The sequence below is a fragment of the Ketobacter sp. MCCC 1A13808 genome, assembly GCF_009746715.1.
Taxonomy (GTDB): Bacteria; Pseudomonadota; Gammaproteobacteria; order Pseudomonadales; family Ketobacteraceae; genus Ketobacter.
In genome coordinates this window covers 375,838-399,222 of the sequence record NZ_VRKW01000003.1, presented here as the reverse complement: position 1 = coordinate 399,222, position 23,385 = coordinate 375,838, and the positions used below count along the sequence as shown (strand labels likewise).

The 23,385-nt window shown below is 50.7% G+C and carries 19 protein-coding genes; 8 read left to right on the top strand and 11 right to left on the bottom strand.

Going from position 1 to position 23,385, the window contains the following annotated elements; genetic code table 11:
• From astA to FT643_RS08560, 8 genes are all read right to left on the bottom strand, one after another.
• Window positions 1–1,023: an arginine N-succinyltransferase gene (gene astA, locus FT643_RS08595; protein ID WP_156870967.1), complete on the bottom strand. Its 1,023-nt coding sequence runs from the start codon at window positions 1,021–1,023 to the stop codon at window positions 1–3.
• 79 nt (window positions 1,024–1,102) lie between these two features.
• Entirely contained in the window at window positions 1,103–2,917 is a 1,815-nt protein-coding gene (locus tag FT643_RS08590) for a long-chain-acyl-CoA synthetase (RefSeq protein WP_156870966.1), read from the bottom strand.
• Between the two features lie 128 nt (window positions 2,918–3,045).
• A complete protein-coding gene (locus FT643_RS08585) occupies window positions 3,046–5,355 on the bottom strand; it encodes a PqiB family protein (RefSeq protein WP_156870965.1) in 2,310 nt (769 codons plus the stop codon).
• Window positions 5,348–5,965 (bottom strand): paraquat-inducible protein A, encoded by a 618-nt coding sequence (locus tag FT643_RS08580; RefSeq protein ID WP_156870964.1) that lies wholly within the window; start codon window positions 5,963–5,965, stop codon window positions 5,348–5,350. The genes FT643_RS08585 and FT643_RS08580 overlap by 8 nt, the downstream gene beginning before the upstream one ends.
• Window positions 5,962–6,588: a paraquat-inducible protein A gene (locus FT643_RS08575; RefSeq protein WP_156870963.1), complete on the bottom strand. Its 627-nt coding sequence runs from the start codon at window positions 6,586–6,588 to the stop codon at window positions 5,962–5,964. The genes FT643_RS08580 and FT643_RS08575 overlap by 4 nt, the downstream gene beginning before the upstream one ends.
• A 3-nt stretch (window positions 6,589–6,591) precedes the next feature.
• A complete protein-coding gene (locus FT643_RS08570) occupies window positions 6,592–6,789 on the bottom strand; it encodes a CPXCG motif-containing cysteine-rich protein (protein ID WP_156870962.1) in 198 nt (65 codons plus the stop codon).
• A 142-nt stretch (window positions 6,790–6,931) separates the two neighbouring features.
• On the bottom strand, window positions 6,932–8,782 hold the full coding sequence (locus FT643_RS08565; protein WP_198043416.1) for a sensor domain-containing diguanylate cyclase: 1,851 nt from the start codon (window positions 8,780–8,782) through the stop codon (window positions 6,932–6,934).
• Complete coding sequence (locus FT643_RS08560; protein ID WP_198043415.1) at window positions 8,775–10,598, bottom strand: sensor domain-containing diguanylate cyclase; 1,824 nt, start codon at window positions 10,596–10,598, stop codon at window positions 8,775–8,777. The genes FT643_RS08565 and FT643_RS08560 overlap by 8 nt, the downstream gene beginning before the upstream one ends.
• A 291-nt stretch (window positions 10,599–10,889) precedes the next feature.
• Here FT643_RS08560 and FT643_RS08555 point away from each other — a divergent pair, with 291 nt between their 5' ends.
• Window positions 10,890–12,089 carry an alpha/beta fold hydrolase gene (locus FT643_RS08555; protein WP_156870959.1) on the top strand — a complete coding sequence of 400 codons (1,200 nt, stop codon included), beginning with the start codon at window positions 10,890–10,892 and terminating at the stop codon, window positions 12,087–12,089.
• A gap of 23 nt (window positions 12,090–12,112) precedes the next feature.
• Here FT643_RS08555 and FT643_RS08550 read toward each other — a convergent pair whose 3' ends face one another.
• Together FT643_RS08550 and FT643_RS08545 are read right to left on the bottom strand one after the other, a co-directional pair.
• Window positions 12,113–12,811 (bottom strand): TetR/AcrR family transcriptional regulator, encoded by a 699-nt coding sequence (locus FT643_RS08550; protein WP_156870958.1) that lies wholly within the window; start codon window positions 12,809–12,811, stop codon window positions 12,113–12,115.
• Window positions 12,812–12,979: 168 nt separating this feature from the next.
• Window positions 12,980–13,783, bottom strand: a complete 804-nt coding sequence (locus tag FT643_RS08545) for a hypothetical protein (RefSeq protein ID WP_156870957.1) — start codon at window positions 13,781–13,783, stop codon at window positions 12,980–12,982.
• Between the two features lie 229 nt (window positions 13,784–14,012).
• Here FT643_RS08545 and FT643_RS08540 point away from each other — a divergent pair, with 229 nt between their 5' ends.
• The 4 genes from FT643_RS08540 (at window position 14,013) to xdhB (ending at window position 20,687) form a co-directional block, all read left to right on the top strand.
• Window positions 14,013–16,034, top strand: a complete 2,022-nt coding sequence (locus tag FT643_RS08540; RefSeq protein ID WP_156870956.1) for a calcineurin-like phosphoesterase C-terminal domain-containing protein — start codon at window positions 14,013–14,015, stop codon at window positions 16,032–16,034.
• A 209-nt stretch (window positions 16,035–16,243) separates the two neighbouring features.
• Window positions 16,244–16,765, top strand: coding sequence for an Mpo1 family 2-hydroxy fatty acid dioxygenase (locus tag FT643_RS08535; protein ID WP_156870955.1), 522 nt, complete (start codon window positions 16,244–16,246; stop codon window positions 16,763–16,765).
• A 146-nt stretch (window positions 16,766–16,911) separates the two neighbouring features.
• Window positions 16,912–18,411, top strand: a complete 1,500-nt coding sequence (gene xdhA / locus FT643_RS08530) for a xanthine dehydrogenase small subunit (protein ID WP_317621976.1) — start codon at window positions 16,912–16,914, stop codon at window positions 18,409–18,411.
• On the top strand, window positions 18,408–20,687 hold the full coding sequence (gene xdhB / locus FT643_RS08525; RefSeq protein ID WP_156870953.1) for a xanthine dehydrogenase molybdopterin binding subunit: 2,280 nt from the start codon (window positions 18,408–18,410) through the stop codon (window positions 20,685–20,687). The genes xdhA and xdhB overlap by 4 nt, the downstream gene beginning before the upstream one ends.
• Before the next feature lie 93 nt (window positions 20,688–20,780).
• On the opposite strand, the gene FT643_RS08520 is transcribed toward xdhB, so the two are convergent.
• On the bottom strand, window positions 20,781–21,137 hold the full coding sequence (locus FT643_RS08520) for a hypothetical protein (RefSeq protein ID WP_156870952.1): 357 nt from the start codon (window positions 21,135–21,137) through the stop codon (window positions 20,781–20,783).
• A gap of 391 nt (window positions 21,138–21,528) precedes the next feature.
• Here FT643_RS08520 and FT643_RS08515 point away from each other — a divergent pair, with 391 nt between their 5' ends.
• The 3 genes from FT643_RS08515 (at window position 21,529) to FT643_RS08505 (ending at window position 23,385) form a co-directional block, all read left to right on the top strand.
• On the top strand, window positions 21,529–22,326 hold the full coding sequence (locus FT643_RS08515) for a crotonase/enoyl-CoA hydratase family protein (RefSeq protein WP_156870951.1): 798 nt from the start codon (window positions 21,529–21,531) through the stop codon (window positions 22,324–22,326).
• Between the two features lie 328 nt (window positions 22,327–22,654).
• Window positions 22,655–22,945, top strand: coding sequence for a hypothetical protein (locus FT643_RS08510; RefSeq protein WP_156870950.1), 291 nt, complete (start codon window positions 22,655–22,657; stop codon window positions 22,943–22,945).
• Window positions 22,945–23,385, top strand: coding sequence for a nitrogen fixation protein (locus FT643_RS08505; protein ID WP_156870949.1), 441 nt, complete (start codon window positions 22,945–22,947; stop codon window positions 23,383–23,385). The genes FT643_RS08510 and FT643_RS08505 overlap by 1 nt, the downstream gene beginning before the upstream one ends.

The following is a 23,385-nucleotide window of genomic DNA, read 5'->3' as shown; positions in this document are numbered from 1 at the left end:
TTAAATTCCATCCCTGTTCAACAAAATACAGCGGGCTTTTTGTTCTTGGTTGAGTTTAAGTTCAGACCACAGCGACTCCGTGGACGTCGCGTGCACCCCGGACTCCCCCGGCCATAATAAGGCACAGCGGAATTGCAGCCGGTCCGGGTTGCACACCAATAACGGATAACCATCCAAAGCCTGTATTTGTAACATCGTTGCCAGATAGCTGTCCCGGATCGCTCGCACCCTATCCACATAACACTCCAGTGTGGGCCCGGCATCAAAAATATCGATACAGCCTTCATAACGAAACCCTTCCTGCTCCAGCAGCTTTTTTGCGGGGCGGGTGTCTGCATGGACTTTGCCGATGACACTACGGGCGCTTGCCGGTAGAAAATTGGTGTAAAAGGGATAGCGCGGCATTAACTCCGCTATAAACTGCTTGCGGTTGACCGCGGTTAAATAATCGGCCTGGGAAAAATCCATATCAAAAAAATGCCGGCCCAGCCCTTCCCAAAAAGGCGATGACCCGGTTTCATCCAGATAGCCTCTCAACTCGGCAATTACCTTCGCTGCAAATAACTGGGGATATTGCGCCATAAATAAAAATCGTGCTTTGGAAAGGAGCGCTCCGATTTTACTGTGACGGAAGGTGGGATCGAGATACAACGAGCAAAGCTCACTACAACCGCTGTGGTCGTTAGTCAGAAATAAAGTGGGAAACTGATGATAGATATTCAGGTTGGTAGAGGCGTGCACAATAGTGCCCACACGATAGGTATAACAGGCTTGGTCGAGGCCGATAGCGGATTCAATTCCGGACACACCAACGATGTTACCGGTATTCAGGTCTTCCAGCACAAACCAGAACAACCCGTCACCAAAGCTGTTCATGTGCTGGTGGGTATGCACGGCGCGGGAAAGTTTTTCAGACAAGGTAGAACGATCCAGCGGCAGATTGGTTAATCCACCGCCCGAGGTTCTAGCCAATTGAATAATAGCATCCAGATCTTGCGCCTGCGCCAGTCTGATGACTAACATCGCGGCTCCCGGGTTCGGAATGACACTAGTACTATAGGCTGGTTTGTTGGCTAATTAAAGTCTGCCGGTGGTCACTGCATTACACGCGCACATCGCCTGAGTCAATCTGTTGCTGCATAGCGGCGGTCAAGGGCACATAGTTACGGGCGCTGCTGTCCAGCATGTACAGGGGCTCAGACACCTTCTGCAAATCAAATCCTTCGTTCTTTAATTCCACTTTGCGGTTTTTGAAGGTGCCGGTAATTTCGTGTTCCGTCCGTATCCGTACAAAAAGGGGTATCGCATAACCGGGTAGCGCATTAAACAGCGTCTCGGCCAGTGCCAGCGTATCCAGGTTTTCACCGTTTTGCATGGTAATTGCAGCCATGCCCGCACGCCCATCGCAATTGGGCACCTGAACCCCGTACACCACAGCCTGATCTATCTGGTCTACATGTTTAAAGGCCGCTTCCACTTCAGTGGTAGCCACATTCTCGCCCTTCCAGCGGAAAGTGTCACCGAGCCGGTCAACGAACTGAATATGTTTATAACCCTGATCCCGCACCAGATCTCCGGTGTTAAACCAGCTGTCGCCATTTTTGAATACATCGTGCAGGATTTTTTTCTCACTGGCCTTGGCATCGGTATAGCCATCGAAAGGCGCCAGTTTGTTAATCTTGGTTATCAACAATCCAACACCGCCAGTGGCAACCTTTTTCATCCGGTTCTGCGAATCCCGAACCGGTTCTTCCGTCTCCGGATCGCATTCAACCACAGCAAACGGCAATGGGCAAAAGCCCGCTGTACAATCCACATCGAAGCTGTTCACAAACGCCAGATTACACTCACTGGCGCCGTAAAATTCGCAGATACGCTCGATACCAAAGCGATTTTTAAATTCCATCCAGATTTCCGGACGCAGGCCATTACCGACCACCACCCGCACGTTATGTTGGGCGTCCTGCGCAGTCGGCTCCTGGTTTAACAGGTAACGGCATAATTCACCGATGTAACAAAATCCGGTGGCATTGTAGCTGCGAACTTCGTCCCAGAACCGGGATACACTGAATTTCGGTGTGAGAGCGATACAGGCACCGCTCAGCAATACCGAACCCCAACTCACGGTAAGCGCATTATTGTGATACAGCGGTAACGGAACATAGAATGTATCTTCTGCTGTCAGTCGAGCGGTTAGCAACCCCATACCGGCCCCCCCTTTCAGCCAGCGGGAATGGCTCATGACGGACGCTTTCGGCATACCGGTGGTGCCGGAGGTGAATATATAAAAACAGGGCTGTTTGCTGCGTACAGCAGCCGTGGTGGACGGGTTCACTGCCGGCAGGCGCTCTGACTCTGTCTGCAGGCTGGCAAACCCGGCGGGACGATCGTTGTCGTTTTCACCTACCCAGAAATGGAACACATCTTTTGTATTGAGCGGGGCATAAGAAGTAGATTCAAGCGCGCCGACACATTCTTCGCCGGTGACAATGACCTTGGGTTTGATTAAGCCAATGCTGTGTTCCAGTACTTCGTCGCGCTGGTTGTAATTGAGCATGCCGGCAATGGCACCGAGCTTGGCTGCAGCCGCAGTACAGACCAACATCTCGGGCCTGTTCTCAGACATAATGGCGACCACGTCCCCGCTTTGCACTCCCGATTGCCGGAACAAGGCGGCGACCCGGTTCACCCAACTATTAAACTCCGCATAACTCCATACCTGATCCCTGAATTTCAGAGCCGGGTTAGATGGACGACGGTGGGCTTGCTTTTCCAGCTGCAGGCCGATTGACATCTTACTTTCGGGTCTGGCCTGAAGCATAGTGCGGACACCGTTAATGAAAGCCGGTGCCTCGGGCAGTGCACGTAAAATGCCTGCAGAGATTTCAGTAAAGCTAACTTGTTTATTAGAAGCCATAACTACAAATAATCGTTGTCGTTGCTAAACGGGAGGCTATGATCTCAAAATTAGGCTGCAGTGGCCAGACTACACGGTCGCAAGTCCAGGCTCCAGGGTCAATACACAACATTGGACAGGTACAGCAATTAATCCGATACCGGCTGCAATTGGATCTTGGGCTTCCAGTTCAACCACTCGTCATCGAACTCCTGGTGCAGGATATAGCGGTCACCCCCCGCAGCCAGTGGCAGGGTATTGCCTCCCGGCGGCGTTGCAAATGAAATACCGCCGGCGAGGATTGTTTCCAAAGATTCACTGCGGATGCTGGCACCACTGAATAATCCCACATCAATATTGATTCCGCTGGCGTTCCAGAATTTGGTCCCCTTACGCACCAGCTGGCTGTATGGTTCTTCGATATTGGCAAACACCAGCACCTGATCAGCTTCACCGCTCAGTGAGTATCCGGTCACCATACCCACAGCGATATCCCGATAAAACACCTTCAGGCCCGGCCGAATCGAATTCAGTCGTGGTGTGGTCAGTACGATATTGACTCCGCTATCCGGCACAGCCATTCCCGGCTCGCTTAATTGCAGTTGAAAATCGAATTTCGGCGCCCCGCTTCCCGGCTCCACATTAAAATACTGGCCTTTTAAAAGCGTCTCCAGATGGGAAGCGCCGGTAATGCCCAACTCCGGCTTTACCAGCCAAAAGCGGGTGCCTGCCACGGCAAACTTTTCCGCATGCTGACGCAGTACCACATGAGCTACCAACCCGCTCAGGTCGGGGTCCAGCTCCAGTTTTTTAACTTCGCCCACAGGGTAGCCCTGGTATTTGACCGCTGTTCCCTCTTCAACTCCTTCGCTGCTGGGCAAATGGATCTGGACAGCAAGCCCTTCTTCCGTCGCCTCGCTGTAATCCCGATATAGATTAAAAAGGGTACCGTTGCGCACGACACTGTGTTCACTTTTTGCTTCTGGATTCATAAAGGCGATGCCGCCCTGAATCAGCGTACTGAGCGATTCTGCTTTCACTTTTATCTTGGTCAGCGACCCGCTCACAGAAACCCCGCTGGCATTCCAGAAACGGGTTTGGCTGTTCACCAGGTTGCGAAACTCTTCGTCTATGGTGATATCCGCGACTATACCGGTTTTATTTTCAGACAACGAAACGGCCTGTACCTGACCGACTTTCATCTGACGATATAAAACAGGTGCACCTCTGCTCAGCGAGCCTGATTCGGTCGCTTCCAGTTTCAGGTGTAATCCAGGTCGACTGTAATCCACTTCCGGTGGCTCGTTGAGGGCAACAAAATGTCGGCGAGGCTGGCCTTTTTTCACCTCCATTTCAATTTGACTACCTGAGATCAACGTATCAAGACCACTGACACCGGCCAGCGATATCTCCGGTTTCACCAACCAAAAGCGCGTATTTTCCGTCAGATATTCTTCTACCATCGGATGGAAGCTCACGCTCGCCGTTACAGCACTGTTATCTTCCGTTAGCTTGGCCGCTTTAACCGTACCGACCTCAAACCCGTTGAGCATTATTTTGGTTTTTCCGGCATTCAGCTGTTGCGGTGGCCGAAATACGATTTCTGCATCCACCCCTCGTTGTGCAGCGTCATAGTCCTTATACAAAATATATTCATCATTATTGCTTGCGGCTGGATTGCCATCACTCGGCTCCCCGGAGTCGAAGGTAATCCCCCCCTGCACCATACTGATCAGGGACTCGGCCCGGATATCCAGGCCACTCAGATCGGCGTTGACCTGAATCCCGCTGACATTCCAGAAGCGGGAACTAGCGCGCACCAGATCGACATACTCCGGTTTAATATGGACGCTGATTTCGACCCGGTCGTTATCCTGGTCAAGTTGATACTGGGTAACGCTTCCAACGGTGATTTGTTTGTACAATACCGGGGCATCTGCGTGTATCGACCCCAAATCCCGCGCATGCAAAGTCAGATGTAGGCCCGGCATTTCAGTATCTATCGGCGGTGGCTCTGACAACGCCTCGAATCGCGTGGCACGCTCACTATCGGCTCCCATTTTTACACCGATGTAATTACCGGTCACGATGGTCTCAAGCCCGGTAACGCCACTCAAACTGATTTCCGGACGCACCAACCAGAACTGTGTGCTCTCTTTCAGTATGACCTCAAGGCGATTATCTATTTCGACCGTCGCCACGACCCCTTTCATATCCTTTGTATCCAACTGTATATCGGTGACCACTCCGGCCGTGATGCCTTCATAAAGCACCTTGGTTTTGCCCACCTCCATGCCGGTGCCACTGGGGAAGTTAATCGAAATTTCTATCGGTGCTTCGACCACAGCCCGATACAGCAACCAACCGCCAATAACGACGGCGATCAGCGGTAACAACCAGATTATTGAAAACGCCTTGTCTTCTTTTACCAGCGCATCTTGATATTCAGGTTCAGCCATTTTTTTCTTCCAACAAATCCCAAAGCAAACGAGGATCAAAAGTAATTGCAGCCAACATTGTTAACACCACCACGCTGGCAAAAGCGGTCGCACCAGGACCGGCACTGACTTGTGCTACGGTACCCAAATCCACCAGGGTGACCAGAATAGAAATCATAAACAAGTCCAGCATCGACCAGGCACCAATAACTTCGATGATACGATAGAGCACCGTGCATTGCTTTTTACTGAGCCGCCATTTGAACTGCACAGTGAACAATAACAGCATGATACCCACCAGTTTTAACACCGGTACAACAATACTGGCAATAAATACCAAAACAGCAATGGGTAACATGCCCTCTTCTGCCAGCTTGATCACACCGGACAAGATCGTATCGGGGTCACCATCCCCCAGATACACTACCGTCATTATCGGGTACAGATTAGCCGGAAACATGAGAATCCAAGCGGTGATAATAAGAGCCCAGGTACGGGAATAACTGGCAGGGATCCGGGAATGCAGCCGACTGTCACAGCGGGGGCAAACGCCTTTGCCCTGCGCCGGTTTGCGCACCAGCAACTGGCATTCATGACACAACACCAATCCCCGGCTGCGCGCTGTGCTCATGCCGCCACCCGCTGTCGCTGCTGGCCAATACGCTCCCAGATCACGGAGGCATCAAATAAAACCGCATTGAGGGTGGTGGCCAGCAGCACGCTGCAAAAGCAGAACAATCCCACGCCAAAGTATACCTCGCCGTCCTCAATCAGTTTCACATAGGCCACCAAGATACCCAGGAGATAAACCTCCAGCATGCCCCACTTTTTTATTTTCCGTTGCGCTTTCAGCAAGTTGATTAACAGCCCGTTGTAGCGTTGCATTCGGACCAGCAAACTGATCAACAGGATTAATCCGGCCTGCGCTACCGGCGCGACCATACTGCACAGCAATACCAGCAGGCCCATAAACCAGAAGCCTTCCTCAAACAAATGCCCCACGCCCTTGGCAACGGTGTCCACGGTGTTGGAGCCGAGCATATTGAACGTCAGTATTGGCAATAGATAGGCCGGCGGCATCAGGATCAAGGCGGTCAGGCTCAGAGCAAGTCCTTTGGCCGTTGTGTCTTTGCCGGCCTTTTGCAATGTCGCATTGCAACGAGGGCAAACCAGCTTCTGCCCGGACTTCAGAGCGACCCGATTCACCAGAGTGTCGCACTCGTGGCACGCTAGCAGGGGTTGATCGTATAACATAAGCTATTCGTCTTCACGCCGTAGATGGACCGCGACCTGCCCCTCCTCGCTTTCGTCCACCACCACTCCGACCAGCATCGGCTGACAACAAACCTGACAATCTTCGGTGTAAGTTTGCTCTTCAACACTGCAATCAATCAGCAGCTGGATTGATTCGCCGCAGTATGGACAGAACAACGCGATTTCTTCCAGATTGAGCATGGATTACCTGGCGAGGTATCTAAAGGGGCGTTTTAAGGTGCTGACATTGAGTGTGCCAGATTGAAAGGTAATGGAAAACATACTGGTGTCCCTGATTGTGAACTCATCCTATGCTATCACACACGGGGCTTAAATGAGGCGCCTATCCGCTGGCCAGGCAAATGCAATTTCGGCCCATGGTTTTCGCTTCGTAGAGCGCCATATCCGCTTCGTTAATCAACTGGTCCTGGACCAGCTTCCTGGCCGGTGTGGCCGCCAGCACGCCAATACTCACCGTCACCATGATCCGCTGTCCGGCGCAGGATATCGGGCATTCGGCGACACGGGCTCGTAGTTCCTCTGCCATTTTCATCGCTCTGTTTTCATCGCAGTTGGAGAGCAGGGCGACAAATTCTTCACCACCATACCGGCAAACCAAATCCTCTGATCGCCGCAAATTGCGCTGCAACAACTGCGCGACCGCTTGAATGCACTCATCACCGGCAATATGGCCACAGCTATCGTTGACCGATTTAAAGTGGTCAATATCAATCATTAATATGGCGAATGCCGTATTCAAGCGTTGGCCTTTTTCAATTTCTTTCTCTAACGCGGAGTTGAAAAAGCGGCGGTTCTTTAACTTGGTTAACGCATCCCGCTCACTGATCAACTCCAGCTCTTGCAGCGTGTCTTTCAACTCCCGGGTTCGTTCTGCCACGCGCCGCTCCAGTACCAAAGCGTAGGCTTCCTGAGCGTCCACCGCCTTTGCCATTGCCTGTCTGGCCTGCTTTTCCTTGATCATGGCAAGCTGTTTCAAGTCGGCTTCTTTTTGCACTGCCCCGATGACTTGCTCCTGCGCCTCTATTTTCAAGTTGCGTTCTTCATGGTATTTGTCGCCCAGCGCAATACACAACAAAATCATATCCAGAACAGCACCCCACAACACCATATTCTCAGTCGCTGGCAGCACCTGAACAAAACCGAATTTATTCAATCCCATACTGAATGCCCCGAATACATACAGCATCCAACCCAGAACAAAAAGGCGGGTTGGCCGGTAACGAAAGGAAGCGCAAGACCACATGGCCTGTAACACAAGAATTACCGCAGGAAAAGTTAAGGTTGAGGCAATAATAATGGCCCATTGTTCATTCATAAACGGAGTCATTAACGCGCCCAGCAAGCCCAGGTTACGCACCAAATTAAAGATTTTATAGCCCGAAAAATTCGCGGCTTTTATTTTCAGAAATTCGCCACAAAACAACATAGAAAAGGCAATGGCAAGAAAAGTCGCAATGGAAATACTGCGCTGCTGAAATTCGACCCACCCTACCCAAAGGTAATCCGGGCCAATACCCTGCCAGCTCAGAACAAAAAAAACAAAACAACAGACATGAGCTACGTACATCAAAAATGTTTTGTCTTTCACAGTCAAATACAACACGAAGTTATACAAGGCCATGGCGACCAAAATCCCAAGGAAAACACCCAAAGTGGTATCGTTAAGTTCTTTTTTGGTAATATATTCGGATTCCTCCACTACTTGTGCTGGAATCTGCAGTGCGCTGGTGGAGGTTACTTTTAGATAAATTTCGTAGGCGGCATTTTCCTGAACCAGAAATTCAAATGAAGGCAATCGATTTTTTACCGTACGCCGGTAGACCCCGTAACGAGTGCCGGCACGCTGTTCGCTTTGCAATACCCCGTTTTCAAGTACACTGAACTGAACATCCGTCAGCAATGCATTGTGTATCCACAAATACCAGCGACCCGCCTTTAGCTCATCGGCATCGATCTGCAAACGAAACCAATAGGTTTTGGAGGTAAAACCCAGATTGGGAGAATCCCACTTTGATTGCTGCCACTCGTTATCCGCTGACTGCACTTGGTGCAAAGTAAAATCCTGATCTTGCAATATCGACCAACGCCCTTGAACTCCGTTCGCGGCAAAGCCGGTGCTGGCGAAAACCAGCAACAACAGCAGTAGGGAAAAACGGGCGATGAGATTAGGCACGCAACTGTCCCCCGTTTTCAAGTGCAAGTTGCACCCGGTTACGGCCGGATTGCTTCGCACGATAAAGAGCCGTGTCCGCCATCCCCACCAACTGTTCGGAGCGTTGACTGGCCTCGGGCGTAAAGCCGGCAACACCAATACTGACCGTTACCCTGTCCGGCCCGCTCTGATCGGCCAGATTAACTGTGGAAACCTGCTCGCAGATCGCATCCCCCAGCAGATAACCCTGCTTAGGATCCGCTCCCGGCATGAGTACGACAAATTCCTCGCCACCAAACCGGAATAGCTTGTGACCGGTATCGCCCAACAGACGGCTTATCCTAGCGGCTACCGCACACAAACATTTGTCGCCAATTGCGTGGCCCCATTGATCATTGACTGCTTTGAAATGGTCCACATCAATCATTAGCAAGGAAATGAAGCGATTGTGGTGTTTTGCAGTTTCAAAATGCTCAGCGATTTGCTCATTAAAAAAGTGCCGGTTATACACCTGAGTCAGAGGATCCAAGCGCACCAATTCTCGCAATTTTTCCGCGGCCTGCCTTAAGTCACCGGTTCGCTGCTCTATAGACTGCTCTAATTGCGCGTTGTTTTTCAGCTGTACCTGGAGTGATAATTCTTTGGCATTCAATTCCATTGCTTCGATCTGAAGTAGTCTCTGCATTTCCTCCTGTTCCGACTCCAAGGACAGCAGCACTTTCTCACGGGCGGCTAAAGCCTGTGCTTTTTCTGTATTGATACGGTCACCTAGCGCAATACTGAACAGAATCATCTCGGTAATCATGCCTAGGGCTATGGTTTGCTCTGTCCACACGTTGACCGAAATCCAGCCCAGTTTATTGAATATATAGAGCAACACACCCAATAAAAATACCACCCAGGCGGCGATGAATATCTTGATGGGGCGGTCACCTGATTTGTAATAGGTGAAAATAGCGATAAAGCCGACGCAGATCACACTAATGGCGAGCAAAGCAACGATATACAGGTTCCAATACCGATCCAAAACCGGCAACATCAGCAACGCTCCAATGGCACTGTAACGCACCAGGTTTATCGCCCACAGCAAGCGAAAGCCACGCTGTTTTAGTTTCAGGAACCACATCGCGAACGTCGTTGCGAAAAATAAGGCGCAATAAGCAGAGAGAAATGTAGACACCTGGGACCAGGCGGAAAATTCACCCCAAAGAAAGCGATAGCCTAACCCTTTAAGTGAAATCTGCAGCACCAGAAAACTACACACTCCGCAGACATACACCAGATAAATGGGATCACGAATGGCCGTATACAGAAAAAAGTTATACAACAACATAATCGCCAGGGCGCCAGCCAACATGCCCACCACCACACTGCCTGCTTCCGAGTGCTCAATGAAACGTTCCATTGACCACAGTGAGGCAGGCAATTGCATTGAGTGATGACTTATCACCCTCAGGTAAATGGTAAAATGGCCGTCCCCGGGCATGTCGAGAGGCACAAGGTTCAGACGATGGACAAGCTGCCTCCCGCTATTCGGACGGGCAATCCCCATATGGTGCTCTGACAGCAGCAGTCCGTCATCCGAGACTAAATAAAAGTCGAGTTCATCCAGCAGGGGATTGGATATTTCCAACAACCAGTTTTCCAACCGATTGTTATTCTGCACCTGCAGGCGGAACCAGAATGCCTTGCGGGACAACCCGTGATTAGGAACGGTCTCGGCACTCGGCAGCCAATCCGCCTGCCTAATAACTTTTTGTAAGTCTGCATCACCAACCTCGTCAACCCAAAACGACATGTATTTGCCCAAAGGGGCTCCCTGAATCAGAGGATCCAATACAAGCGCCTGGGCTTGGAGGTTGGCAGTCGCTGAGCTCAACAACAGCAATAAAACTAGAACTCTAAATCGCATCTGCTCGCCGGTGGGGAATCTACTACGACTCTAATAATAGGGAGTGAATCGACTTCTCACCATTTAACTATGTAGTATTTCGTAATCAATCAGGGCCTTTGTATTAATATCCCAGATAGGCGATTTTCATATAACCTGTGGCTCTAAGAAGCGCTTCGATAAAGACGGATGACTGACAGTTCACCCATTCCCCATGCAAAAGTGACGTAAAAATCGATGTCAATCAGTCATTGCTTTATCCGCCGTGACCGGTATCGTATCAGCGCTTATCGTTTATTAATTTTTTTGACTTTGGTATCGACTATGCGCAATCCAGGGCTGTTAACGCGATCTTATTTTTTTGTCCGCAATGCGATTGAACGCCGGACACAAACAGAAAAGTTCATCGTCTCGGATAAAACCAGCCACGACGTTTTATTCAGTGATGGTTTAATGGAATTGCGTTTTTACCCCCAACAGGATGAAACGCCTTTTGTATTGGATGGTGATGCGATCGTTCCCGACCAACAGCAACACCGCACTCCGATCCTCCTAGTCCCGCCGTTAGGCGTGTACCACTGGATTTACGATTTGATGGCCGAGCGTAGCTGGGTGCGTTTTCTCAACGCACGGGGGTTTCAGGTGTATCTGGTATGTTGGGGCGCACCCTCAAAATCCGATGCCGGGCTGTCCATTGATACTTACGTCAATCATTGGTTGAGCAAGGCCGTAGAACAGGTTCAAGAGCATAGTGGCCAGCAGCAAATATCGATGGTCGGCTATTGCATGGGAGGGTTACTCACCCTGCTCTGGGCCGGTGCTCATGACCGCGGCCAAATCCGCAATATTGTTACCATCGCCAGCCCCATCGATTTTCATGCCAGCCACGTCTACGGCAAAGTGCTTCGCTGGGTAAAACAAAGCACCCGCCGCGTGCCGATACCGGAATATTTCCGCGACAGCCAACGCTTTCATGTTCCGGGTGATATCCTGTCAGTGATGTTCAAGATGACCAACCCATTGGCGGGGGTTGTCAGCTACATTGATCTTGTACGTAACCTTTCTGATCGTGACTACGTCACTGCCCATCTCACTACCCGTGAGTGGTTCAATAATATGCCGGACTATCCCGGCGCCACCGTCCAGCAACTGATATTCGACTTTGGCATTAAAAATTCCCTCGCAGACGGCAGTGCCATGATCGGCAAGCACCGTTCAGATTTGACCAGCATCCGCAGTAACCTGCTGGCTTTCGCGGGTAAAAGCGACAACATCGTCAGCGTGGAAGCAGCCAGGAAAATCATGGATTTAGTAAACACAGAAGACCGCACTTTTATGGAAGTGCCCGGCGGCCATGCCGGTGTATTTGCCGGCGGGAAGGCGCAAGAGCACACCTGGACCATTACCGCAGACTGGTTGGCACAGCGTTCGGATTAAAGGCCGTTCTCAAGGCTACACCTTTAAAGCTGATCCACATCCGTCAACAAGGAGGGAAACAATGCCAGTGGATCTGAAGACAAACCGCCTAGATATTTTTGCTTCAGTGCGGGGAGCAAAGGCTTGATGGAGTCGCACAAATAGGGTTCTTCCAGTGAGATAATCTGGAATATAGCGCGTTTTAACATATCGCGTCCCATGCTGGTGCCACCGTCAGGCTGTATTGATGTGGTTTGCAAAAAGGAGGACCAGGAGACAACAGTCACCCAGATATTAACTATCAAGGCATCCACCTGTTCCGGCGTCGCCTTCATCAAGCCGGCGCTGACCATCGTAGACAGAATCTCGCGACCATCGCTGACCGTGCGGATTGAAAAGTTACGGTAGGCGAGCCTTAGCCCGTCATTTTCCAGCAACAGCTGATGCAAATCCCGGTGTAAAAAACGGTAGTCCCACATACTGCCCAAAATGGCTTCAAAATACTGAACTTTGTCCTGGTAAGTAATCGGACGATGGGCAGGCACAGCCAGAAATTCCTGCACTTCCTCCTGATATTTCAGGAACAACTGAAATACAATTTCATTTTTATTGCGGTAGTGATAATAAAGATTGCCCGGACTAATGCCGAGGTTTGCGGCAATATGATTGGTGGAAACATTGCGCTCCCCCTTCTCATTAAATAACTTAAGGCTGGCTTGCAAAATTCGGTCTTTGGTTTTCATCAGATTAATAACGCTTCTTTATCATGATGCTACATAAGAACGGGGTTTGGCGCCCCTCGCTGTGCATTGTAGATAAAAACCCGACCAATGGGGGATAATATCTGTCTGAAACACCGCAAAATCAAACTAAATTTTTATAATTCAATATATTATTTATCACCTGACGCTCTAATCACTCCAGATTACCTGATAGTTTTGTTGCAGGTTCGCCACTTGACTGTCGATCTGTCGGATGCGTTGTTGTTTTTGCCAGTCGGCCATGAGCCTGGGCCGCAACACCTTTAGCGGCGGCAGCATTTCCGGCTGGTGGGTCTGATAATTAAGCAGCCAGGTGCGGTCTTTGAGCGCGACTCTCCGCCATTGTTGATCCGGTGAAAGTGCATTCAGCCACTGAACCAGGTCTGCCCCCCACACAGCACTTAAATAGGCCGGGTTTTTACCTTCAACCTGTTGCACCTGTAGCTGCAAAGCCGCCGGATCTGCGCCATTATTCAAGGCCCGCAGCAGCAACCGGTCTTGCTCGGCAGACGAACTGGCCGGGAGTGCGAGAAAGCCATAACGGGGGGATTCTGCGTAGCGCTGTCGATGCTGTTGCAAAAACCGCTCTAACTCGCTTTCTTCCGGCTCTGTCAGCTCAGGTTGACCGGCAAACAACAACTGCATCTTTTTAATAACCCGCTCACGCACTACCGGGTCGTGCTGATCCAGTCCCATTGCAAGACCTTCTTTGTACAACACTTCCTCTTTAATCCAGTTTTTTTCAAAATCCTGTAATGCCTCAGTTTCTGGTGACTGTCCATGCTCTTTTTGATATCGCTCAATAAACTGTTGTCTGGTTTCGAGAGGCAAACGAACTTGCTTCTCTGCTTGCTCGTCCTGCAACCATGCGCTTATAACAAACACCACCGCCCCCAAAACCAGAAAGTGGAAAAGCGGTTCATTCCCCACCGATACCTTACGTTTTTCTATCATGACAGGCTGCTTATCCAATTCGGAATATTATTGAGCATGTTAGTTCATCTCTATTACATCGAAATGAACACCCTTTGAATTATCCGTCCTATGTTCGTTTTTCACTCTGACTTCTTACGTTCATCAAGTTGAAAGTGAATCGTTAAAAATATGTCCAAAGGACGAAATTTAATTACCGTATCTTGTGAGCCTCCCTTCCTGGTTCGCTGTCTTTTCTATAGGAGCTCTCATGTTCAGAATAAAAAAATTGGCTGTTGGTATTTCACTGGGGACTGCATTGCTGGCGGGTACCAGCATTCCGACGCTCGCTCAAACACGTCAATCTCATGAAAGGTGGAACCCGCCACATCAGTCCGACACCTATCGTGCAGAAGTAGAAACCATTGCCTCCAAAAACGGAAAGCTGACCCGTAAGTTCGTTAAGGGTACCGTTTTTGAAGACCGCAATAGAAACGGAAAACTGGATCGTCGCGAACAAGGTATCTCCGGCGTTATGGTTTCCAACGGCAAAGACGTTGTTCTTACAGACAACAAAGGCCAATATACCTTGCCGGCCAAAACAGGCGGACTGAAAAATTTTACCGTATTCGTCACCAAGCCTGCTGGCTTTGAGCTCCCTGTTGACCAGGATAATATTCCTCAATTCTACTATCACCACATGCCCCAAGGGTCACCGCAAATGCAATTTGACGGGCTGCCGGCAACCGGCCCTCAACCCAAAGCGATTAATTTTCCAATGGTGCGGGGCGCGTATAAGAAGCATTTCAAAATAGCGGTGTCCGGGGATCCTCAACCTTATTCGAATAACGAAGTTGGCTATGTTCGTGATTCCCTGGCCAATGAACTTGCCATGCGTGACGATCTGGAAATCGTTTTAATTGAAGGCGACATTATGGGCGACGACCTCGGCCTCTACCCTCGCTTCAAACGCATTATGAGTGCTGTGGGTAAGCCGGTTTATTTTGTTCCCGGCAACCACGACCTGAACTTCGATGCACCCACGGATGAAAACAGCCTGGATACGTTTAAACGGGAATGGGGGCCGAGCTACTACTCATTTGATATTGGTGATGTCCACTTCGTCACACTGGATAACATGCGTTACCCCTGTACTCCGGATATTGATAATGCAGATGGCAAACATGATTTCTGTAATGATCCGCAGACAGCGCCAACCTACAACGGCATTATCGATGCTGCACAAATGGAATGGCTGGCGAACGATCTTGCACTGGTGCCAGAAGACAAATTATTGGTGTTCAGCATGCACGTTCCGCTGGTTTCCTATGTGGATATGACATCAACCAAACACCAGACCGACAACGCACAATGGCTATATGATCTGGTGGGCAACCGACCCGCCGTTGCACTCAGCGGGCACACCCATACTCTGGAAAACTTTTTACCCGGTGAATATTACGAAGGGTGGCAGGAATCATTGGGACTGGGACCAACGCCATTCCCGCATATTATTACCGGGGCAACATCCGGTTCCTGGTGGTCCGGCGATATTGATGAGTTCAATTTGCCCATGTCAATACAAAAATTGGGGGCACCTCGGGGCTATCTGATTTTTGAGTTCCATGGCAACAGCTATTCCAACCGGTTTAAAGCAGCAGCCAAGTCCGAACAGGAGCAAATGTCCGTTGATTTTCTCTCGCCCACATTCCTGGGCTGGTATCAAACCATGAAAGACTGGGCTTCAATGCCTTCTGCGAGCCGTCCTGAGACACCGCCGGTCAACATCAACGACCTTGCAGATACCAGCATCCTCACCGCAGACGATCTGGCCGGTGGTACTCAGCTTATGATTAACGTCTGGAACGGCAGTCGTGATTCCCGCGTTTGGGTTGAAATCGATGGCAAATCCGCCGTGCAGGCTCAACGTACGCAATCCGGCAATGGCGAAGGCAAAGCGGTGTCTCTGGATCCGTTTGCACTGAAGAAGCAAATGTATGTCTTCCGTTATGCTGCTAAAAGCGAATCCGGAAATGAGCGCACCCAGGGCTTTGAACAATTCCGCGGCTCTCATTACGGCACCGCCGACCCTCAACCGATTAGCCGTTCCAATTGGACCGAATCTTCCAATCATATCTGGGCAATCGACATTCCCGCTGATCTGGAAAACGGCATTCACACAGTGAAAATCACTACCCAGGACCAATTCGGCAAAACCTACACCAGCCACAAGACGTTCGAGGTCATGGAAGAGCGACCCGCCCCTTATTTCCGTACGGAATTATTTGAATAGTCCGTTTTATCAAGTCTACTTGCCAAAAAACCCAGTAAGTACCTCAAAGGCAGCCGGCGTTTAGCGCGGTTGCCTCTTTTCATTCCTGGACGAATAAAACCGCAAACTAAAGAGATTAGACCGGTTATCGCTGCCCCCTGCGCAGTTGGTGGCACTCTGCCCGCTGCTGATATATTCTAGCAATAGACCGGAAGAGCGAGACCATAATAATGAAAACGTTAAATCAACAACTCACTCAATATGCTGCCTATCACCGGGACAAGCGCAACGTGTTTTCCCATTTCATCGGTATTCCCATGATTGTGTTTGCAGTGACCATTTTGTTATCCCGTCCCGGCGTCAATCTCACCGGCTTTTTAATTTCTCCCGCCCTGCTAGTTGCCCTTGCCGCACAGTTTTATTATTTCAGACTGGACTTTCGCTTCGGTGTTGCGATGGCGCTGTTCCTGGGCCTGTGCTTGTGGGGCGCCCAACACATTGCTTTGATCTCAACCGCACAATGGCTCGCCTGGGGTATTGGCCTGTTCGTGGTCGGTTGGATTATTCAGTTCGTTGGCCACATTTACGAACGTCGAAAGCCTGCTTTCCTGGACGATGTAATGGGACTCGCCATCGGACCGCTGTTCGTTATGGCTGAACTGGCCTTTCTACTCGGACTGCGCAGTGATGTTCAACACGCCGTGGAAGACCAGGTCGGACCTTGCGTTATCAAAACCGCTGCAGTCCACTAGTCGTTTTATTGCATAGTGGAATCAGGTTACGACGCAACCCTTTGGCCTGTGTACCAATTGGCATGAAATCAGCTTAAATATAGTTACTACCCAATAAGTAGCGCTGGCTGCCAGCCAGACATTGATTGCCATCAAGGAGATGCTTCGTGTCCCCCGCTTTACACCCTATTCAATTTCTCCTTAATGACCAAAGCGTCACCATCGACACCATCGCACCCTCGATGACCGTGTTGCGCTATCTACGTGAAATTCGTGGGCTAACAGGAACAAAAGAAGGCTGTGCCGAGGGCGACTGTGGTGCCTGCACCGTTCTGATCGGAGAACGCAAGGGGGATGACTTGCAATTACGCAGCGTAAACGCCTGCATCCAGTTTGTGCCGACATTGCACGGCAAAATGCTTTATACCGTGGAGTATTTGCGGCAATCCGATGGTGAACTGCATCCGGTTCAGCAAGCAATGGTGGATTGTCACGGCTCCCAATGTGGTTTTTGTACACCGGGCTTCGTTATGTCGTTGTGGGGTTATTACCTGGACAAACAAAGCCAGGGCACGGCGCCGTCCAAATCGGAATTACGTACCCTGCTGTCCGGAAATTTGTGCCGTTGCACCGGTTACAAGCCCATTCTGGCAGCTGGAATACACATGTTTGGATTGCCCACGAAAAAATACGATAAAAACGACAAGTTACAGCAACTGGATACATTAACCGCGCATCTGTCTGATGAAGATGCGGACCATTTTCGTCACGACACCGGTGACTACTTTGCACCGCATACCCTAGCGCAATTGCTCGCATTACGCAGTCAGCATCCTGACAGCACTTTGCTGGCCGGATGCACTGATATTGGCTTGTGGGTGAATAAACAGTTCCGCGAGCTGAATACTATTATCTATCTCGGCAACGTCACGGCATTACAGCAAATCGAACACTCACCGCAAGTGATCCGCATTGGTGCTGCGGTGTCGCTGACTGACAGTTATGGTGCACTCGCCCACTACTACCCCGGTATTACCGAGTTGTGGCAACGCTTTGCTTCGGTTCCCATCCGCAATGCCGGCACCTTGGTCGGTAATCTTGCCAACGGCTCGCCTATCGGTGACTCCGCACCCTGGTTAATTGCGGTGGGCGCCAGGGTGGAACTTCAAAATGTTGACGGTCAGCGTACCCTGGCGCTGGAAGAGCTATACACCGGGTATCAACAACAGGCCCGCGCCAAAAATGAGGTTATCACCGCCGTCATGGTACCCCTACCTACGGCACAACAACGCTTCCGCACCTGGAAAGTTTGCAAACGATACGATTCTGATATTTCCGCTGTCTGCGGCGCATTTCAACTAACCATCACCCATGGCGTTATTGACAGCGCACGGGTTGCATTCGGCGGCATGGCCGCTACCTCCAAGCGGGCAACACAATGCGAAGCCGCTCTCAACGGAAAGCAATGGAGTCAGAATAGTGTCGAAGCAGCGATGCGGACACTGGACCGGGATTTCACTCCCCTGTCGGATATGCGGGCCAGCGCGGAGTACCGTAGCCAGATCGCAAAAAATCTACTCTATCGTTTTTACCTGGAAACCCGTGATGATCAACCGCTAAACCCGTTGCAGACCCGGGCCTTTACACTCGCGGAGCAACCATCATGAAACCCGATTCGGCAGCCCATGAGTCAGCGCATTTACATGTCTCCGGTGAAGCAACCTATATAGACGATATAGCGGAGATAGCGGGTACGGCCCACTGCGCACTGGGGTTAAGCACGCAAGCACACGCAATCCTGACGACAGTGGATTTGCAGAACGTTCGGAATAGTCCCGGCGTTATCGCCGTTTTAACCGCCGGGGATATTCCAGGCGTGAATGATTGCGGTCCCATCATTCACGATGATCCGGTGCTGGCACAGGGCGAAGTATTTTATATAGGCCAGCCCATATTTGCGGTGGTCGCAGAAACCCGCGAACAAGCGCAAAGAGCGGCACGCCTTGGGCAAATCGAATATCGCCCCCTACCGGCAATATTAACGCCCCGCGCAGCCCATGCAGCACACGACTACGTGTTACCTCCTATCTCGCTTACCCGCGGCGAGCCGGAGCAGAAATTAAAGGCCAGCGCGCGTCAATTAAGCGGAACATTCGACATTGGCGGACAGGAACAATTCTATCTTGAAGGACAGATTGCTTACGTCATACCCAAGGAAGACGGCTGTTTTCATGTGCATAGTTCCACGCAACATCCCACCGAGATGCAACACGTGGTGTGCCATCTGCTGAACCTGCGAGCGCATCAGGTGGTGGTGGAAATGCGGCGCATGGGTGGGGGCTTTGGCGGCAAGGAATCGCAGTCTGCGCTGTTTTGCGCAGTCGCAGCGTTAGCTGCCTGGAAAATAAAACGCCCGGTAAAGCTGCGCCCGGACCGTGACGATGACATGATGATTACCGGCAAACGTCACTGTTTTGCCTACGACTACGCGGTGGGGTTCGATAATCAGGGCAGAATAAACGCTGCTAAAATTGACATGATTACCAGGGCAGGATTTTCCGCCGATCTTTCCGGGCCGGTAGCCACCCGCGCACTCTGTCACTTTGACAATGCTTATTTTCTCAGTGACGTTACCATCAATGCATTTAACGGCAAGACCAATACACAAAGCAATACCGCATTTCGTGGATTCGGCGGTCCACAAGGCGCCATTGCAATCGAATACATTCTGGATGACATCGCCCGTGAATTAAAAATGGATCCGCTGGATGTACGCATGACTAATTTCTACGGCACCCATGATCGCAATGTCACACCCTATGGGCAACCGGTTAAAGATAATGTCATTCATGAACTGGTGGCCGAACTGGTGGAAACCAGTGATTACCGGCAACGGCGTCGGGCGGTATCGGATTTTAATCAATCCAACACCATACTGAAAAAGGGTCTGTATCTGACGCCGGTTAAATTCGGAATCTCTTTTAATGTTAAACACTTTAACCAAGCGGGTGCGCTGGTGCACGTCTACACTGACGGCTCTGTGTTAGTGAACCACGGTGGTACTGAGATGGGTCAGGGGCTGAATACCAAAGTGTGCCAGGTTGTTGCCCGCGAGTTGGGTATCAGTCTGAATCAGGTGCGGGCGACCGCAGCCGATACCAGTAAAGTGGCCAATACCTCCGCCACGGCTGCATCCACCGGAAGCGACCTCAATGGCAAGGCAGCACAGAACGCAGCCGCACAGATCCGCCAGCGCTTGACTACTCTGGCTGCCACATTACTGCAATCCGAACCTGAGCAAATCGAGTTTTCAGGCAACCACATTACGGCCGGGGCCCGTCGCATGCGGTTTACTGAATTGGTACAAAAGGCGTATGAAGAACGCATCCAGTTATGGTCCGACGGCTTTTACAAAACACCGGATTTAAGCTGGGATAAAGACACGCTGACCGGAAGCCCGTTTTACTACTTTGCCTATGGTGCGGCGGTCTCGGAAGTGGTGGTAGACACCCTGACCGGAGAATGGAAATTACTCCGCGGCGACTTGTTGCACGATGCGGGTACCAGTATTAATCCGGCTATTGATATCGGCCAGGTGGAGGGGGCCTATATTCAGGGAATGGGCTGGCTCACTACCGAAGAATTGTGCTGGGATCAGAACGGTAAGCTGACCACGCACGCTCCCTCTACCTATAAAATTCCAGCGACCCATGATTGCCCGGATCTGCTCAATACAACATTATTCAGCAACCCCAATGGCGTCGACACCGTATTGCGCTCCAAAGCAGTGGGTGAACCCCCATTGCTACTGCCATTTTCAGTATTTTTCGCCATCAGGGATGCCATTGCACAGGCAGGACAACAGAATATCTCTCCACCACTACAAGCACCGGCAACGCCGGAAGCGATTCTGGCTGCGATCAGAGCAGTAAAAGGTATTTAACGGGAAGGACGTTATCTGGAAGGAGCGCCATCGTATTCGCCACCTTTAGCAGATCAATAAACCCGATCTGCTAAAGCGGCACGATGCTTCAAACTATTCGGTCATAGATTTAACTTTGTTTTCGGCGTCGTTCAGTGCCTCATCCGTTTTATCCATGGCGTCATCACCTGCATCTTCAGCGTCATCCGCCATATCGTCCATGCTGTCCCCGGCGTCAGCTGCCATATTTTCGGCAGAATCCATCGCATCATCCGCTGCGTCACTTACGCTGTCCATGGCATCGCTGCCCATTTCTTTCGCAGATTCCGCCATTTCTGAAGTTTTATCCCCGACAGTTTCTGCTGCTGAAGAAATTGAGTCTGCTGCACTATCAGCAGTCTCTTTTGACTTTTCACAGCCGATCAACCCAAATGCCAGCACTACGGAAAAGGCAATGTGGTGTAATTTCATGGTCATTTCTCCTTGAGAGTTATAATTAGATATTCCACTTCGAAGCGTCCAGGACAACTTACCACCCTATAAAATCATTTGGAAGCACGAAGAGCAACCCACCCGCACTATACCAAACAACCTGCGTCAGGGTGAGTATGCAGGCAACCAGATTAACAAAGAAATTCCACAAACTTGTAAAACTCCTGCACAAAGGCGCGCTCGTCTGTCTTCACCTGAAACTTACAGATCATTTTTTAAACAGAAGGTATCACTCAAAACCGCCTTCGTAGTTTCGCATTGGGAAGCACTATTAAACTGGTAAGATAGATTTTTTACCGGCAGGCACCATTCAATCCGGGATATCTCCGAGCACACCTACGGTCTTCAAACATTATCTTAAGGAGCTACGATGAGTGAGCGCGTCACCCTGAATGTAGAAAACGATATTGCTTATGTCACCCTGAACCGCCCCGAAAAACACAACGGCATGGACCTGGAAATGCTTAGGGCCATGATTAAAGCCCAGAAAAAAGCGCGTAAGCTGAAAGGAATTCGCGCGGTTATAGTGCAGGGCGCAGGTGCGTCATTTTGCTCCGGCCTGGACTTTAAAAGTGTGTTGGCAAAACCCGCTTCCGCTTTCACCAGCTACATGAAGTTATGGAGCCTTTATCGGAATGATTTTCAAACCTGGAGCATCGGATGGCGTGAAGTAGGCGTGCCGGTGATAGCAGTCATGCATGGCAACTGCTTTGGTGCCGGCTTGCAATTGGCATTAGGTGCAGACATCCGGATCAGCCACCCGCAAGCAAAGATTTCCATGATGGAAGCCAAATGGGGCTTAGTGCCTGATATGGGTGGCTGCCTAACAATGCGGGAATTGCTGCCTCTGGATGTGGCAAAAGAGCTCACCATGACCGGTCGCATACTGGACGCCGAACAAGCCAGGGAAATCGGATTGATTACCCACTTGAGCGATGATCCTCACCAGAAAGCACTGCAGTTAATAGACGAAATTAAAACCCGCTCACCCGATTCAGTAGCGGCCGCAAAATATTTGCTACAGGATGCCTGGCGGGTTCTGGACAGCGCTGCGTTAAAAGCAGAACGCATATGGCAACGACGAATCATAGGTCGAAAAAATCAACGCACTTCGGTAAAACGCAACCAGGAAAAAGGCGCGGCTCCTTTTTCAGAACGCCAGCTATAAGGCGACTACCGACACCGCGGCTATTTTCACTCATCTATGCAAGTACATTTTCCCTACTTTGAAGGTAATTAGTAACGACCCTCACCGAGCTAGCCCTGTTTTCAAACAGGGCCACCCAATCCGCGGTTTACGAACCAGATCTGGCCCGGCTCCGCGGCGCAAAATAGAAACACCAAATATCACCCCCTTGGACTGTGCACAAATCCTCTGCTCTTACATCCACTAGTTAATAGTGCTGCGCACCTCTCTGGACGTACGCTGAAAAGGTATCCAGCTCTTTTTGTCTGGACGCGGGTACACACAAACTAAATTCAAATGGAGAAAGACTATGGACACTGTATTCAAAAAAATCGCACGCATACGCCATCAGGATATCCCTACTGTTGCGGCTGCGGGTGTTGAGCGCGCGGTCGCTGCCCGTAATGTGAAACTACGGGAATTAAGTGAAGAGGAGCTGTGTCAGGTGGGTGGTGGTGCTGCGCAATTCGCAATGGAGCTCATCAATGGTGGCCGCATGGAGTTGATGAAGGCTACCTCCATGAAAGCCAACGTCATGACCCCGGCTATCGACGCAGGTACATTCGCTGGTATGCCCACATTAGGCGTGATGGGTTTGTAATGGCCACTCACTCCGATAAACCATCACTCTGCCCCAGTGCACAACCTGACTGGCAGGATGCGAAGGTGTTCGGTGTCGTCGGTGGAACCTCGGATACGCCGGCAACGGCGTATCTGAACACCCCCGCGCCGGTCACCGCAGAACTGCTGAAGTTGGCCGAGCCGGTTGCGCCCGCAGAAGTGTTTCGTTTTGCAGCACCTTGTGCCTGCAGCGCTTGCGATCACTATAGCGAAGCGCAATCGAAATGCCGTTTGGTTGAAAAAACCGTGCGCTGGGTGCCTATTGTCAGTGAGAGCTTACCGGTTTGCAGTATCCGCGCTGAATGCCGCTGGTGGCAGCAAGAAGGACGAGCGGCCTGCATGCGTTGCCCGCAGGTAGTAACCAACGACTTCAATCCGAGTGCGGAAATCCGTATGGCTGCTGATCCGGAAAACCACTGA

Excerpts from the sequence above, each read along its gene's own strand:
- FT643_RS08515 (WP_156870951.1), top strand. The coding sequence starts at position 21,529 with ATGAGTGAGCGCGTCACCCTGAATGTAGAAAACGATATTGCTTATGTC.
- FT643_RS08570 (WP_156870962.1), bottom strand. The coding sequence starts at position 6,789 with ATGCTCAATCTGGAAGAAATCGCGTTGTTCTGTCCATACTGCGGCGAA.
- FT643_RS08585 (WP_156870965.1), bottom strand. The coding sequence starts at position 5,355 with ATGGCTGAACCTGAATATCAAGATGCGCTGGTAAAAGAAGACAAGGCG.
- FT643_RS08545 (WP_156870957.1), bottom strand. The coding sequence starts at position 13,783 with ATGATAGAAAAACGTAAGGTATCGGTGGGGAATGAACCGCTTTTCCAC.
- FT643_RS08590 (WP_156870966.1), bottom strand. The coding sequence starts at position 2,917 with ATGGCTTCTAATAAACAAGTTAGCTTTACTGAAATCTCTGCAGGCATT.
- FT643_RS08550 (WP_156870958.1), bottom strand. The coding sequence starts at position 12,811 with ATGAAAACCAAAGACCGAATTTTGCAAGCCAGCCTTAAGTTATTTAAT.
- FT643_RS08555 (WP_156870959.1), top strand. The coding sequence starts at position 10,890 with ATGTCAATCAGTCATTGCTTTATCCGCCGTGACCGGTATCGTATCAGC.
- FT643_RS08575 (WP_156870963.1), bottom strand. The coding sequence starts at position 6,588 with ATGTTATACGATCAACCCCTGCTAGCGTGCCACGAGTGCGACACTCTG.
- FT643_RS08510 (WP_156870950.1), top strand. The coding sequence starts at position 22,655 with ATGGACACTGTATTCAAAAAAATCGCACGCATACGCCATCAGGATATC.
- FT643_RS08540 (WP_156870956.1), top strand. The coding sequence starts at position 14,013 with ATGTTCAGAATAAAAAAATTGGCTGTTGGTATTTCACTGGGGACTGCA.
- FT643_RS08520 (WP_156870952.1), bottom strand. The coding sequence starts at position 21,137 with ATGAAATTACACCACATTGCCTTTTCCGTAGTGCTGGCATTTGGGTTG.
- FT643_RS08505 (WP_156870949.1), top strand. The coding sequence starts at position 22,945 with ATGGCCACTCACTCCGATAAACCATCACTCTGCCCCAGTGCACAACCT.
- xdhB (WP_156870953.1), top strand. The coding sequence starts at position 18,408 with ATGAAACCCGATTCGGCAGCCCATGAGTCAGCGCATTTACATGTCTCC.
- astA (WP_156870967.1), bottom strand. The coding sequence starts at position 1,023 with ATGTTAGTCATCAGACTGGCGCAGGCGCAAGATCTGGATGCTATTATT.
- FT643_RS08580 (WP_156870964.1), bottom strand. The coding sequence starts at position 5,965 with ATGAGCACAGCGCGCAGCCGGGGATTGGTGTTGTGTCATGAATGCCAG.
- FT643_RS08535 (WP_156870955.1), top strand. The coding sequence starts at position 16,244 with ATGAAAACGTTAAATCAACAACTCACTCAATATGCTGCCTATCACCGG.